This is a genomic window from Mucilaginibacter sp. PAMB04274 (assembly GCF_039634385.2).
Classification (GTDB): Bacteria; Bacteroidota; Bacteroidia; order Sphingobacteriales; family Sphingobacteriaceae; genus Mucilaginibacter.
In genome coordinates this window covers 2,855,467-2,870,178 of sequence record NZ_CP155081.2, presented here as the reverse complement: position 1 = coordinate 2,870,178, position 14,712 = coordinate 2,855,467, and the positions used below count along the sequence as shown (strand labels likewise).

The window sequence follows — 14,712 nt, the reverse complement described above, 5'->3', positions numbered from 1 at the left end:
GGTAATTTAGCTCCGCACAAATAGATAGGGACCCTAGCTATTTTGTGCGGAGCTTTTTAGTTTCTCTACAAATGAAGTACGCTAATTCCAGGCAAGCAGCTAACAGTCTGATTATTTCATGTTACAAGTGCTTATAGCAAAGCCCGTAATTTAGCCAGCCCGCTGCTAAAGATGTATTGGTACGGCGCTTAATAAGTTAGCTTTTACGTCAAACATCTATGTTGCAAGCATATAAAGCGCAAGACCTTATAAGTGATCCACTTAAGCAATTAATACATGGTGTTATGAATTTTTAATTTAGCTGGTGTTGGATGAGCGCTTGCACGCGAATCGTTACCGCATTTACCAAGCAGTGTATAAATTATAATGAATATAATAATGGTAGAAAAGCAGCCACCTCCTAGTTTTTTGGCACCGTAGCCAGCTATTAAGGCTCTAAAAAAGTTATTCATAAGTATCTTATTTATCATGGTGAACACCATTTACCTTAAGATAGTTTTACTTATGTATATAATAGGTCCGTAGCTGCTGAATGGTTGCTTAGCAATTCGTCTTTTATAACGGATTGCTCGTTACATTATATTTATTGGTAGATTACTGCAAGGGCAAAGTGAACCAGAAAGTTGTGCCTTTTCCCAATTCAGTGTCAACATCTATTTGGCCGCCATGCTTTTCAACAATTTCTTTACTAATGTACAGGCCTAAACCTAAGCCAGAAAACTGCATGCCTGTATAGTCGGCCCGGTAATAGCGCTCAAAAAGGTGAGGTAACTTGTCAGGTGATATACCCGGACCTTTATCAATAACTGATATTTTAACCGCACTAACCTGCTTTTTTACTTTGATAACAATGTCCTTTGAACCCGGCGCATACTTAACGGCGTTGTTAACCAAATTTACCATTACCTGGTCAATCTGTTGCTGGTCGGCAAATACTTCAGTGCTGATATCGCCTTTCAATACGGTGTTAAATACGCCGGCATTTTTAACATGCTGACAGCAATCTGTTAACATATCTTCCAGCTTAAAACGAGTTTTATGTATCTGCCATTGACCATGGCTTAATCGGTTAGCGTCTAAGAGGTCTCCGATAAGGCCGCTTAATTTGCTAAGGCTTTTGTTAGATTGTGAAACCAGTTTATTTACTCTTTCCAGCGTAAGGTTGTCCTTCATGCGATCCAACATTTGTAAAGAGGCCTTCAAACTTGTTACGGGCGTTTTAAGCTCATGGCTTGCAATGCTTATGAATTCCTCTTTTTGCTGCAATAGCTTGCGTCTGTTGGTAACATCCGTAAACGTACCAATACCACCGGTTATTTTACCTGTTATAGGATCTGTGATAGGAGCAGCGTTTATGGAGATATAAATACGCTCGGCATTTGGTGGTTGCACAGCAATTTCATGATCATAAATAGATGTACCCGTACGTAGCATAACCGCCATTGGATGATCTTCAGGTGGGAGCGGCGAACCGTCCACCTGCAAATGCTGCCATGGAGATTGATTGTAACCACGCTCCTTTGACTCGTGTCTTGTTATACCTAATATGCGCTGCGCTATATTATTTGCGTAAACCATATGCCCATCGGTATTTACAATACCTACACCTTCGGCCATGGTGTCTAATATACTTTGCAGGCGTTGTTCGCTAGCGCTTAGCTTATCGTTAATAGCTAGTTGCTTTTCCGTCTCCTGAAGAGTTGCCAACCGTAGCTCCGTTTGTTCCATGGCCACTGCTGCAAGTCCTTCTAAAACATCTTTGTCGTGGTCCGAAAACTTACGAGGTTTAGTATCCACCAAGCACATTGTACCAATGGTGTAACCGTCAGCAGTAATTAATGGAGCACCTGCATAAAATCTTAAGCCGAACGGGCCATGCACATAGGGGTGATTGTCGAACAAAGAATCTTCGGTAGCATCCTCAACAACTATAGTTTTTTGATGGAGCACAGTCAATGCACACATGCTTTCCCCGCGATCAACATTTAACATTTCTCCAAGACCAACATTCGCTTTAATGAACTCCTCATCACCGCTCATGAAAGAGATATGTGCAATTGGTACCTTAAAAATGGTTTTAGCAAGTTCGGCAATCCTTGTAAATGACGGCTCAGGCGCCGAATTAAAAATGCAGTATCGGTTCACCGCCTTTACTCGTTCAACATCGTTATCAGGAATAATATTGATGCTAAAAACACTTTTCATTTTTCTCCAGGTATTATAACAATGTTTTGTAGAGTTGTAAAGGTAAAATTTAAACCAATAATTGACAAGTTTTAATTATATGTGATGAATTGTAATTCTTGAATAAAAATGCGATTTCTTTTTGGTTAAAATTACAGTAAGCGCTATTTGCTCAATTGAAGGTATTACTGCAGGTTGTACAAAAAAAAATACCAGAATCTTCTTGCTGACGTTAAAATTTAAGTAATTTTAATAAAACCATTATAAACCCGATGAAGGGTCTTGTTATTTGTCTAAACATTTTATTTGCCACCTATGGGCTATCTTTTGCTTATGGACAAAATAAGACTGTGCCTATAAAGTTTGAGATTTATAACGATACCTTTCAAACGGATGTGGACACCTCCGTAATAGCAGCCTTTGTAACACCTGTTACGCCGCATGCCGTTAAAAGCTTTTACAACAAACTAAGCACCAGCAGTTACGAATCATTGATAACATCGTTGTTGGCATATAAAGAAAAGCATCAACTCAACGATTGGCTTTACTATCAATTAATAAGGCGTACGGCTCAGCAAATTAGCGCTAAATCTGATAATTATGCCCGGTACACGTTATATAAATGGTTTTTGTTATCCAAATCGGGATATGACGCACGGTTGGCCATAGCCAATACAAAGCTCATCTTTTACGTTTACAACAATGAAGATATAACCGATATACCGTTTTTTATGATAGAGGGTAAAAAGTACATGTGCTTAAACTATCATGATTACCCAAATGCAGATTTGCACCTGGAACCGCCGTATCCGGTTAAGATTGAAATACCCGAAGCCAGCAATTCGTTTTCATATGAGGTAACACGCATGCCCGATTTTAAAGCCGAAAGTTATTTTGAAAAGAGCCTTGGCTTTGTTTATGACCATAAAACCTATAATTTTAACATTAAGCTGAACCGGCAGGTAGACAGTATTTTTACCAATTACCCTGGTGTAGATTTCAAGACCTATTTTAATATACCGCTTACCCACCAAACCTACAGTTCGCTTATACCCCTGTTGCGGGCTAATACAAAAGGTATGAACCAGAAAAAAGGGGTGGATTACCTGATGCGTTTTACCCGTTATGCTTTCCTGTACGAAGATGATGCGCAGAACTTTGGCAAGGAGAAAAGGCTATCGCCGGAAGAAACACTTTTTAATAATTATAGTGACTGCGACGACAGGGCTGGTTTGTTCTTTTACTTGGTTAAAGAGCTCTACAACCTCCCAATGATAGCCTTGCTTTATCCAACCCATGTAACCATAGCTGTGCAGTTTGATAAGCCCGATAAAGATGCCATAATGTATAATGGTAAGTTATACTCGGTATGTGAACCTACTTTACAGCCTGAGGATTTACGTATAGGTCAGGTTTCGTCAAAGTTGAAGAATACGCCTTATCAGGTAGTGTATCATTATGAGCCCCTGCAAAAAGGGGGGGCTCACTAAAAAGGCCGGTCAGGTTACAAGCGTTTACTTGTAATCCGGCCGGCCTTTTCCATTTATCGTATGGGTTCTATTTACTCAGTAATTTGAACTGACTTTCTTTTACATCCCGAGAGTTAGGGCCGATGAAAACTTTAAAGTCACCTGGTTCGGTTACGTATTTCAAGTCCTGGTTATAAAACTTTAGGTCGTTTTCTCTTAGGGTAAAAATTACCTGCCTGCTTTCACCGGGTTTGAGGCTGATTTTTTGAAAGGCTTTGAGTTCTTTAACCGGACGTGTGGACGTGCCCACCATATCGCGGGTGTAAAGCTGTACCACTTCTTTACCTTCGGTACTGCCAGTATTGGTTACGGTTATGCTGGCGGTAATAGATTGCCCCGGTTTAAAGCCCGCAGCGCTTAACTTAATATCACTGTAACTAAAGGTTGTATAGCTCAAGCCGAAGCCAAACGGATACAGCGGATCATTGCTTACATCTAAATAATTGGAACGAAACTTGGTAAACCAACCACCCGGAGCTAAGGGACGACCTGTATTTTTATGGCTGTAATAAATGGGTACTTGCCCTACATTTTGTGGAAATGTAATAGCCAGTTTGCCGGACGGATTGGCATCACCAAACAAAACATCTGCAATGGCGTAGGCCGCCTGCGAGCCTCCAAACCAAACATTTAGGATAGCTGGCACCTGCTCACTTTCCCATTTAATTGCCAGCGGGCGACCTGTAAACAGCACCAGTACTACTGGCTTACCCGTTTTTAGTAAGGCGGCAAGTAATCGTTTTTGCACATCAGGTATTTCAATGTTGGTACGGCTCGAGCTTTCGCCGCTCATTTCCGAGCCTTCGCCTAAAGCAGCCACCACAACATCGGCTTTTTGTGCAGTATTTATGGCATCTTTAATAATTTCCTCTTCAGGGCGGTTGTCACGCGGAATATCACGGCCAAACATTGTAGAATGCTGCTGAAGCGTGGCATCTCCGGTTAGGTTTGAGCCAAAGCTATGCAATATATTAACCTTGTTGCCGGCTACTGCTTTTAAGCCTTCCAAAAGCGAGGGAGTGCTTGCAAGGTCGGCGTTTACACTCCAAGTACCCGGCATGTTAGATTTGGTATTAGCCAGCGGACCAATGACAGCAATTGTTCCGGCTTTTTTTAGCGGAAGTGTTTTGTTCTCATTTTTTAACAACACAAAAGTTTGTGCAGCAGCTTGTCGCGCAAATTGTAGATTGGCCGGCGTTAAAATTTCTGTTTTAGCGCGGTCTTCGTTGCAGTAGCGGTAAGGATCTTCAAACAGGCCTAATTTGTACTTAGCCTCTAAAATTAAACGGCATGCATTATTGATTTCTGCTATGGTGACCTTGCCTTCCTGTAGCGATTTTTTAAGTGTTTTTAAGTATCCCTCGCTTACCATGTCCATATCTGTACCTGCCTTCAATGACAGTCCCGACACGTTCTGCAAATCTCCTAAGCCGTGTTCTATAAGCTCACTTACACCGGTGTAATCAGATACTACAAAACCTTTAAACCCCCACTGTTTACGTAACAGATCATTTAACAACCACTTGTTTGCTGTTGCGGGTACGCCGTTAATATCATTAAACGATGCCATTATACTGCCTGCGCCTGCATCAATAGCCGCTTTGTAAGGTGGCAGGTAGTCATTGTACATACGGTCGAGGCTCATGTCGGTTGTATTATAATCCCTGCCAGCCTCGGCAGCGCCGTATAAGGCAAAGTGTTTAACACAGGCCATTATGGTATTGTACTTTTTCAGATCGTCGCCCTGGTAGCCTTTTACCATCACTTTGGCAATTTGAGAACCCAGGTAAGTATCCTCGCCACTGCTCTCGGCTACACGTCCCCAGCGGGCATCACGCGATATATCAACCATAGGGGAGAAGGTCCAGTTTAAGCCATCGGCACTGGCCTCTATAGCTGCCACACGCGCCGTGCGTTCAATCAGTGCTAAATCCCAGCTTGCGGCTAATGCCAATGGGATTGGGAAGGTGGTTTTATAACCATGTATTACATCCTGTCCAAAAATTAACGGAATTTTTAAACGGCTCTTATTAATGGCAATTTCCTGAGCTTTACGGATCCGCGCTGGCGTGGTAAGACTAAATATGCCGCCAATCTGCCCGTTAGCAATCTTACTTTCAACATCAGTACTTACGGCAGTGCCGGTTGTTGCTTCGCCTCCGGTAACCAGGTTTAGCTGGCCTATCTTTTCATCAACGCTCATTTTAGCCATCAGCTGGCTAACAAACGTATTCATTCTTGCTTGTTCGGTACTTACAGGCTTTTTAGTTTGTGCTTGTAAAGTTGTAGTACTAAAAGCTAAGCTCAACAATAGCGAAGTTGCTTTTTTCATAATTGTAGTTCTATTTTTTTTGCAGATAAGGAGTCAATTCTTTAATCCATATATCGTAGCCTGCTGGCTTCATGTGCAACATATCGGACAAGAATAACTCTGGTCGGAGGCTGCCGTCTTTGTTGTGCATTTTAGAATCAATATCCACAAACTGTGTGCTTTGATAATGGCTCAGGAATTCTTTAATAAGTGCATTGGCATGTATTACGGCCGAAGCATACTTTGTTCGGGATGGGCTTTGTTTCATGGATACGTATATGATGGGAACGTTATCCTGATTATTACGGATGCTGGTAAACAGGGTTGCAAAGCGGTTAAGCGTTTCAATGGCACTTGCACCGGCCGCTACGTCATTTTCGCCGCAATAAATTACAACCTGCCTTGCAGCGTACGGAAATACCACATCTTTTACATAGTTGTTAACATCAATTAAGGTTGATCCGCCAAAGCCGCGGTTTATGGCACCATAGCTTTTATAAACCGTTTCGAGGTCTGTCCATTTGGTGAATGATGAACTGCCAATAAACAATATACCACCCTTAGTCGGCATGTTCAGGCTGTCTTTCTTTTTAAATGCCTGCACTTCTTTCCAAAAAGCAGGTTTTTGTTGTGCTTGAGCTGTAACAAAGAGGCCGGTAAAAATTAATAGGGCAATGATTCTCAATTTCATGGTTAATTATTGTGATTGTTTGGATAATGATGATTTACTGATGCCATTTTCATTAAAGGCTTCAACCGTAAAGTAATAAGTTTGATCTACATTAAGGCTCTTTAAATCTAAACTGTTTTTATCATACACTAGCCATGAACTGTAAAGCTTGTTAGGCGCTATACCCCATTTAACGTTATATCCTTGGGCGCCTTTTACCGCATTCCAGGTTAGGAGCGCTTCGCGACGGTCACTTCCGCGCCTGGCTTTGAAGTTAGCAGGCGTTTTAGGTGCAACGCCCTTGCCTTTACCAAACACCCTGAAACCTGATATGGCCAAATATGGCGTAGGTACATGGAGGTTATGATAACGTATATACCTTGCTGTAACCGGTTCTGCAAGCTGCACATAATCGTTAGGGCTATCGGCAAAGCTGTCTTTTTTATCGATGATAGTAATCCAGCTCTTTCCGTCCATACTACTTTCTACCGTGTAACGATGGTATAAGCCAGGTAGCCTGCCGTAAAGGTTCGACTGATAATCGTGGTAGTTAATTTGAACCGCATAAACCGCAGATGGCTTTTGCATATCTACCTGCAACCATTGTTTATCATCATTTTTAGCAGCTATCCAAAAAGATTTTACATTTTCATCCAGCGCTTTATCGGCAGTATATTGGGCTGATAGGGCAGATGAAGCAGTAACCGGCTTTTTATAGTTCAACAGCATCCACCCGGTAAAACCACCTTTTTTGGCAGGCATATTGGGGGAATAGTGCGGATAATCGCCGTACTCCGTGTTGGTATACATTAGCCCATCAGCGTCGAAACCCGTTGGGTAAGCACATAGCCGGCGTTCCCAATTTACATTTACTGATAGCGACATGGATGAGAAGTGCCAATATTGGTTACCCGGCCCCAGCACCGTACTGCCATGCCCTGCGCCATTCATAAACCCCCCGGGCTTGTACGAAATAGGGTTGTTAGGTGCGTAGGAGTATGGCCCCAACGGGTGGTCGCTTACGTATACACCATCGCCATAAACGTTAAATTCTGTACCTGGCGCGGCATATTGCATATAGTACTTGTTATTGTGCTTGGTTAGCCAGGCTCCTTCCATATACCCCTTTAGCTTAGTATCCGAATGGTTTTCACCGAAGCGCTCCCAGCCGTGTTTTTCACCGTCCAGCTTAAACAGTTCGGTTATCTCTTTGGCGGGTTTGAAATTGTTGGTGCGGTCAAGCTCACGGCCTTTTATAGGAAATGTGTTTGATGATCCCCAAAACATATATGCTTTGCCATCATCATCAATAAACAGGTCGGGATCTTGCAGGTCATTCAGGATGAACGGAGTTGCTTTCCAGTCGCCTTTTTTTGGATTGTCAGTGTACAGGATGCTCATGGAACCTGAGGGATCTCCAGCTACATATAGTACCGAATCTTTATAGCTGTGCGCTGCCGGTGCATTGCATCCCTGAAAGTACCACTTTTCGGGTGTTATAAAATCCCAGTTGGCCAGGTCTCTGGAGTGCCAGTAACCCATGGAACGGGTAACAAACATATAGTATTCACCCCTAAACTTAACCACGGCGGGGTCGGCACCTGAGCGGTAAGACAAACCCTCGCCGGCATTGTAGATCATGTAGGTATAATCGATATTGAGCGGGTTGCAGTACGTACTGTTTTGATTAAACTGAGCCTGGGCGGCAAGACTCAGTAGCAGGCAAAACAACATTTTAAAAACATACTTCATGTTATTTTAAGTAAGGGCTTTTAAAATCGAGCTTTTTTAATCCGGTTTTTACTTCGGGGCAGCTCATAAATAAATTCCACAATAAGCCCGAGCGGCCATTTTCTATCATAACTGCTATAGGTCCTTGGTCTATGCCCAAATAACGTTTTGGATACCAGTTATCGGTTTCGCTAAAAGCATCGTAAAAGCCGTATTTTCCCCAAACCTTATCGCCTAAATCTTCATATAAATGCCGCATCATTTTTAAACTGTATGCAGGTGTATAGGGATAGGAGGCAAATGCGGCCGTTGGCGATATTACACCTAAATCTTCAGTAGGGCTGTGGCCTGCATAACCGTTAACCGAATAGCTGGCTGTTAATCCCCAGCAATCAGTGCCGTAGCCTTTAAAGCGTTTAGGGTTGTCTATACAATACGCACGATGTATAAGTGTATGGTTTTGGTTTTCTATCCAGTAATTGGCATAGCGGTCTGTTAAGCCTTTGGGGCTTAAGCCCAGATATGAATACTGTGCCCAAAATAACGGACCAACATTACCCGGTGAACCATTGTGCTTTAGCCGGATAGGGTAACCGTACACTTTTATATTCGTATCTATACCGCCTTTACGCGCCCAGCCCTCATGATAAACCTGGGCGGGAACGCCATGTGTGGGCGAGGAGGCAGCCATAATATACATGATAAGGCATTCGTTGTACCCTGTTACGGCAAAATTCATTTTCCATCCAACCCGTGGCGACCAGTGCCAATAAAGTACGTTTTTATCGCCATTACGGTACCAGTTCCAGTCAATCTCTTTCCAAAGCTTATCAATACGGGTAGCCAGCTGCTTTTCGGCAGTGTTGCCGTTTCTAAAGTACTGCCGCACACATAACAGACCTTGAGCCAGGTAAGCTGTTTCTACCAGGTCGCCACCGTCATCATTAGCACCAAAGGGTTTCACTTTGCCAGTTTCGCCATACATCCAGTGCGGCCATGCGCCATGAAATCTGTCGGCCTTTTCTAAAAAGTTAATTGCTTTTTGCAGGCGCTTAAAACCGGCTTGCCGGGTAATATAATGACGGTCTATAGCAGCAATAATGGCCATAACACCAAAACCAGCTGCACCGGTTGCCACTACATTTTTATCGTTCAGCGGATAGTCTCCGTCGATATGATAGCGCTCGCGGGCCAGGCCCGAGTTAGGTTCGGCGCCATCCCAAAAGTATTGGAACGTTTGCCGTTCCACCAAATTAAGTAACTGCTCGTCGGTAAGTTTCTTTTTAGAAGTAATAGCTTTAGTAGATTGCCCTAACGCCGTTCCAGTGCTTAGAGCAATTGCTAACAAAAAGAGAGATATTCCAATATACTTCATTAAAAATTAAGGTTGACGATTAGCAGATCGCTATGGGTTGAGATTATCGACTTAAGCGTTCTGCTTAAGTATAACAGTAAACTTAAATTGAATAGGTGGAGCTGCATTAATCGCTCCACCTATCTAAAAATTAGTAACCCGGATTTTGTTTCAGATTACCGGCGCTCAAATCAATTTGCTGTTGCGGTATAGGGAACACGGCCCGTGTTGCGTTCCAGGTTTTTCCATCGGCAGTAAACGCCGCGGCTGCACGGCCCGGTTGTACGGCATCCTGGCGCACCAGGTCAAAAAAGCGGTCTTGTTCCATGGCCAGTTCAACACGGCGCTCGTGCCAAATTTGCTGTAGGGTAGGTATGCCGGTTAGCTCGGCAACCTTGGCTCTTCTGCGCAAGGCGTTAATATCAGTCCGGGCTGCACCGCCTTGGCCAATTTGCGAAGCTGCTTCGGCATGTATGAGCAGTACTTCGGCATAACGAATAACCATTACATGTTTAGGTAAACGATCAGGATTGCCACAATTAGGCTCAGCCTCGCGGCTATAATAGGCTTTGTAGTTGTAGCGCTGATTTTGTACCGAATCCTGCGTAGGAACCCTAAAACCATCGTACAAGATAGTGCCAACTGAATTAGCACCGTTAGATGGATTAATTGTTATAATGGTCGCATTTTTACGGACATCATTTGGCTCATATTCATTAGCCAGGCTTACCGAAGGATTGTTGAAGCCATAACCACGGTCTACCCAGCCGTTCTTACCACCGGCGCGAGGGCCTTGAGCAACGGTAAATCTATCAATAGCAGCGTTACAGGCCAGGTTTTGGCCGGCCTGTATTTCAAATATAGACTCACGGCTATTATTACCTGATTGTCTGAAGAGTTGTGTAAAATCGTTCAGCAATCCATAAGTGCCATCTGTAATAACGGCTTGCGACGCGTTATAGGCATTTTGATAATCTTTGTTATACAAGTATACTTTAGCTAACAGCGCCTGAGCTGCACCCTTGCTTGCACGGCCAACATCGGCACTGTTGTTGGCAATTACAGGCAGGTTATTGGCTGCAAAGGTGAGGTCATCAATAACAAACTTATAAATATCGGCAGCTGTTGCGCGCGTTTGGAACTGCGGTAAGTTTACTTCGCTGGCCGCTGGTACGCGATTTAATAAGGGCACACCGCCGAAAATGCGTACAAGGTTAAAGTAAAACATGCCGCGCAGAAAACGTGCTTCGCCTATAAGCCGGTTCTTGGTGGTGGCATCAAACTGTGCATTCTGTAGTTGTGATAGCGCCTGGTTGGCACGTGCAATGGCTTGGTAGTAGCCTTTCCAAATATTATTTACCACACCGTTATTACCATTGGCTTGCAATTGATCAATTGCATTAGCATCGCCATAATCTTGCGGCGTACTGCCCTTGTCGGCATCGTCTGATGCAATATCGCCCAATATGGTAAACTGAAACCCGCGCACATCGTTGCCAAACGCGTCGCCGGCAAAAAATATATTGTAAATACCGGTTACTAAGTTTGTCGCCACATTAGGATCGGAAATGATTTGTTCTTCGGTGATCTGAGCTTGTGGATTGATGTCAAGTGAGTCTTTACAGGAGTATCCTGTGCTCAAAAGCAGCGTCGTAAAAGTGGCAATTGCCGTAGCTTTATATAGTGTTTTCATGGATGACGGTTGGATTAAAATTCAACATTAAGACCAAAAGAGAAAGTGCGTGTTGTAGGGTAGCCGTTAAGATCTATACCCGAGTTAAGCACATCAGTTGTTAAAATTTCCGGGGTAAAACCGGTATATCGTTTAGCGGTAAACAGGTTTTGAGAGGTAGCATAAATTCTTACCCGGTTTAATTTAAAACGTTTCAACACATCAGCTGGTAGCGTATAACCCAGTGTCAGGTTATTCAGTCTTAAAAATGCGCCCGACTCAACGAAGTACGTTGATGCTGGCAAATTTTGAGCAATAACTTGCGGATTTACACTTGACGGGTTACTCGGCGTCCAACGGTTTTGTACATAATCGGCTTGTACGTTATCACTTGGGTTTGCTCTGAAAGCTTTACGGCCGTTGTAAATTTTATTACCCCAGTTGCCGTAAAAATCAGCGCTTAAGTCCCAGTTTTGATAATCGAGCCCGACATTGAAACCACCGTAAAATTTGGGTTGGTAAGAACCCACATAGGTACGGTCATACGTGTCAACTACACCATCAGGTACACCATTAGGGCCGCTTAAATCGGCAAACATCATACCGCCAACAGATTTGCCGTAGCCGTTAAGGTTATATGCAGGCGCGGCGTTAACTTCACTTTGGTTTTGGAAAATGCCGGTTTGCTGTAACACGTAAAAACTAGCTATAGGTTGGTTGTTGTCGGTACGGGTAATGCTTCCCTGGTTACCAATGCCGCCGCCAACAAGCGCCTGGCCGCCGTTTAGGCCTATTACCTTGTTTTTATTATAGTTGATGTTACCACCAATGTTATAGCCCAGTTTACCTATTTTATCGCTCCATTTGGCAGAAAACTCAATACCTGTGTTTTGATAAGAAGCGGCATTAGTTACGTAGATAGCATCTGGGTCGCCCAAAATGCCAGGAATGCTCACGTTAGTTAACGCATCGCGCACTTTTTTACTATAGTAATCTATTTCACCAGTAAGTTTATTTTTAAAGAGGCCATACTCCAGGCCGATGTCCCACTGATCGGTACGTTCCCATTTCAGATTAGGGTCTTTAATATCCTGTATGGCTGTGCCTAATGATAAGCCATTGTTAAAGAAATAGGGTAGGTTAGGTGTTGCTGTGGTTACAAATAAACCCTGGCTAATATTATCATTACCTAACTGGCCCCAGCTACCCCGAAGCTTTAAGTGACTGATGAGGTTACTGCTTTTAAGGAAGTCTTCTTCTGACAGTACCCAGCCCGCACTAACGGTAGGGAAGTAACCGAACTTTTCGCTGAACCTCGAGCTGCCATCAACCCTGAAGGAGGCGCTGAACAGGTACTTGCCTGCATAGCTGTAGTTTACCCGGCCAAGATAAGATAGCCTTTTGAACAGGGTGCCATTATTAGCATAAGTGGCACCAACCTCAGGATTGCCCACATCAAGGTACCACAGGTCTTGACTTTCAGGCACGTCGCGGCGTGTGCCAGAAAGCAATTCGGTGCGTATGTATTCTTGTGTGTAACCCCCCAGCACGGTAAAGTTGTGCTTGCCAAATGTCTGCTGCCAGGTAATAGTATTATCCCAAATGGTACGGAACGATTCGTCGTTTTGTACCAGTAAGGTGCTGTATGGGTTAAATTGCTGACCGCCGGCTACCGTAAAGGTATTTTGATCGGCTGCGAAGCGGTAGTTGTAATTACGCAATTTGTTCCAGTACGTATCTGCGTTAAGTGCTGTACGCAGGGTTATTGACTTGATCGGTTTGTATTCGAGGTAAATATTGCCCTGTACACGGTTGTTAATGGTTTGGTTGTTTGTTTTATTCAGGCTAAGCAATGGGTTACCCAGGTTGCCCCACAAACTGGTATTACCATAACGGCCGTTCTCATCAATAGCCGGAATAACCGGTGCTGCCCGGTAAACATTACTATACACACCTTCCAGCGGTACAGGGCGCTCTTTACTGCGGGTTAAAGATAACTGTGTACCGAAGGTTAAGTTATCGGTGATTTTTACATCGATATTAGAGCGGAACGTGTAGCGGTTAAAGGCATTGGTTTTAACTAAGCCGTTGTCTGTAAAAGTACCTACGCTAAAGAAGTAAGTTGTTTTTTCACTGCCGCCCGAAAGTGACAGATTGTGGCTCATTTGAAGGCCTTTCTTCAACACCTCATTATACCAATCGGTTGACCCAGGTGTAGTAAGTGGAGCTGCGTCAGAAGTTAATATAGTGGGGTTTGCATCGCGCAGGTAAGAAACATATTGCTCGCGGTTGGCCATCTGCACCCGGTTTGATAGTTCCCTGAAGCCGGCATTGGCATCATAGCGCACTACCGGCGGCCCGTTCTTGCCTTTGCGGGTGGTAATAATTACAACACCGTTAGCCGCTCGTACACCATATATAGCTGCAGAAGCATCTTTAAGTACATCTATACTTATGATATCATTATTGTTAATGTTACGGACATCATCCGTTAGTACGCCATCCACAACGTATAAAGGGTTTGCGCCCCCCAATACTGACCCGGTACCACGTATACGTAACTGAGGTTGAGAGTTAGGCTGTCCAGAGCCAATCACCTGTACGCCTGCAACCTTTCCCTGCAAAGCTTGGGCAGGAGTTTGCACCGGCTGTTTGGCCAGTTCGGCACCGCCTACATTGCCTACAGCGCCTGTAACGTCACGCCGGCGTTGGGTGCCGTAGCCTACAACCACTACCTGTTCCAGGTTGCGGGTTGATGAACTGAGCATAATATTTAAAGTGGTTTGACCATTTACAGAAACTGACCTTGTCATATACCCAATGTAAGTGAATTGCAGGGCCGCGTTAGGCGCAGCGCTAACTGAAAAGCGACCATTTACATCAGTTTGGGTGCCTGCGGTACTGCCATTCACCTTAACGGTGACGCCGGGCAATGGCGATTTGTCAACGCTGTCAGTTACTGTTCCGGTAACTGTAATGCTTTGCGCTAATACCGAAAAAGCGGAAAAGCAAAACACGACAAGAAGGATAATCCTTGTAAAAGTTTTTTTCATACTGTAGATAAATTAGTTAATCGGTGAGCTGATATCGGGGAGTAACAGCAAGGCGAAATTGAGTTTGATTTTTTGTTTGTACAAGCATTTCTACTTTCACATTATTACATCAACGTTCAATTAAACACTGGTACAAAACATATGTTTAAATATTTTAAGCCTGAAATGCGCTTTTAAAAGGCTTGTGATGACAAACAGATAATTTGTT

At 43.7% G+C, this 14,712-nt stretch carries 9 protein-coding genes; 1 reads left to right on the top strand and 8 read right to left on the bottom strand.

The features are described 5' to 3' along the window. Positions 1–269: 269 nt before the first annotated feature. Entirely contained in the window at positions 270–452 is a 183-nt protein-coding gene (locus tag ABDD95_RS12075; RefSeq protein ID WP_345947581.1) for a hypothetical protein, read from the bottom strand. Between the two features lie 142 nt (positions 453–594). Continuing rightward, positions 595–2,205, bottom strand: a complete 1,611-nt coding sequence (locus tag ABDD95_RS12070; RefSeq protein WP_345947580.1) for an ATP-binding protein — start codon at positions 2,203–2,205, stop codon at positions 595–597. A gap of 251 nt (positions 2,206–2,456) precedes the next feature. Here ABDD95_RS12070 and ABDD95_RS12065 point away from each other — a divergent pair, with 251 nt between their 5' ends. Further along, positions 2,457–3,674: a hypothetical protein gene (locus ABDD95_RS12065; protein ID WP_345947579.1), complete on the top strand. Its 1,218-nt coding sequence runs from the start codon at positions 2,457–2,459 to the stop codon at positions 3,672–3,674. A gap of 67 nt (positions 3,675–3,741) precedes the next feature. On the opposite strand, the gene bglX is transcribed toward ABDD95_RS12065, so the two are convergent. The 6 genes from bglX to ABDD95_RS12035 form a co-directional block, all read right to left on the bottom strand. Continuing rightward, a complete protein-coding gene (gene bglX, locus ABDD95_RS12060) occupies positions 3,742–6,045 on the bottom strand; it encodes a beta-glucosidase BglX (RefSeq protein ID WP_345947578.1) in 2,304 nt (767 codons plus the stop codon). 10 nt (positions 6,046–6,055) lie between these two features. Continuing rightward, positions 6,056–6,715, bottom strand: a complete 660-nt coding sequence (locus ABDD95_RS12055; RefSeq protein WP_345947577.1) for a GDSL-type esterase/lipase family protein — start codon at positions 6,713–6,715, stop codon at positions 6,056–6,058. A gap of 6 nt (positions 6,716–6,721) precedes the next feature. After that, the gene (locus ABDD95_RS12050; RefSeq protein WP_345947576.1) at positions 6,722–8,446 is read right to left on the bottom strand and encodes a family 43 glycosylhydrolase; all 1,725 of its coding nucleotides are present in this window, start codon (positions 8,444–8,446) and stop codon (positions 6,722–6,724) included. 1 nt (position 8,447) lies between these two features. Then, positions 8,448–9,800, bottom strand: a complete 1,353-nt coding sequence (locus tag ABDD95_RS12045; RefSeq protein ID WP_345947575.1) for a glucoamylase family protein — start codon at positions 9,798–9,800, stop codon at positions 8,448–8,450. Positions 9,801–9,930: 130 nt separating this feature from the next. Further along, positions 9,931–11,472: a RagB/SusD family nutrient uptake outer membrane protein gene (locus tag ABDD95_RS12040; protein ID WP_345947574.1), complete on the bottom strand. Its 1,542-nt coding sequence runs from the start codon at positions 11,470–11,472 to the stop codon at positions 9,931–9,933. A gap of 14 nt (positions 11,473–11,486) precedes the next feature. Next, complete coding sequence (locus ABDD95_RS12035; protein WP_345947573.1) at positions 11,487–14,504, bottom strand: TonB-dependent receptor; 3,018 nt, start codon at positions 14,502–14,504, stop codon at positions 11,487–11,489. Between the last annotated feature and the right edge of the window lie 208 nt (positions 14,505–14,712).

What these genes read in the sequence shown, in the direction of transcription:
- ABDD95_RS12065 (WP_345947579.1), top strand. Translation starts at nt 2,457, where the DNA reads ATGAAGGGTCTTGTTATTTGTCTAAACATTTTATTTGCCACCTATGGG.
- bglX (WP_345947578.1), bottom strand. Translation starts at nt 6,045, where the DNA reads ATGAAAAAAGCAACTTCGCTATTGTTGAGCTTAGCTTTTAGTACTACA.
- ABDD95_RS12055 (WP_345947577.1), bottom strand. Translation starts at nt 6,715, where the DNA reads ATGAAATTGAGAATCATTGCCCTATTAATTTTTACCGGCCTCTTTGTT.
- ABDD95_RS12045 (WP_345947575.1), bottom strand. Translation starts at nt 9,800, where the DNA reads ATGAAGTATATTGGAATATCTCTCTTTTTGTTAGCAATTGCTCTAAGC.
- ABDD95_RS12070 (WP_345947580.1), bottom strand. Translation starts at nt 2,205, where the DNA reads ATGAAAAGTGTTTTTAGCATCAATATTATTCCTGATAACGATGTTGAA.
- ABDD95_RS12035 (WP_345947573.1), bottom strand. Translation starts at nt 14,504, where the DNA reads ATGAAAAAAACTTTTACAAGGATTATCCTTCTTGTCGTGTTTTGCTTT.
- ABDD95_RS12040 (WP_345947574.1), bottom strand. Translation starts at nt 11,472, where the DNA reads ATGAAAACACTATATAAAGCTACGGCAATTGCCACTTTTACGACGCTG.
- ABDD95_RS12075 (WP_345947581.1), bottom strand. Translation starts at nt 452, where the DNA reads ATGAATAACTTTTTTAGAGCCTTAATAGCTGGCTACGGTGCCAAAAAA.
- ABDD95_RS12050 (WP_345947576.1), bottom strand. Translation starts at nt 8,446, where the DNA reads ATGAAGTATGTTTTTAAAATGTTGTTTTGCCTGCTACTGAGTCTTGCC.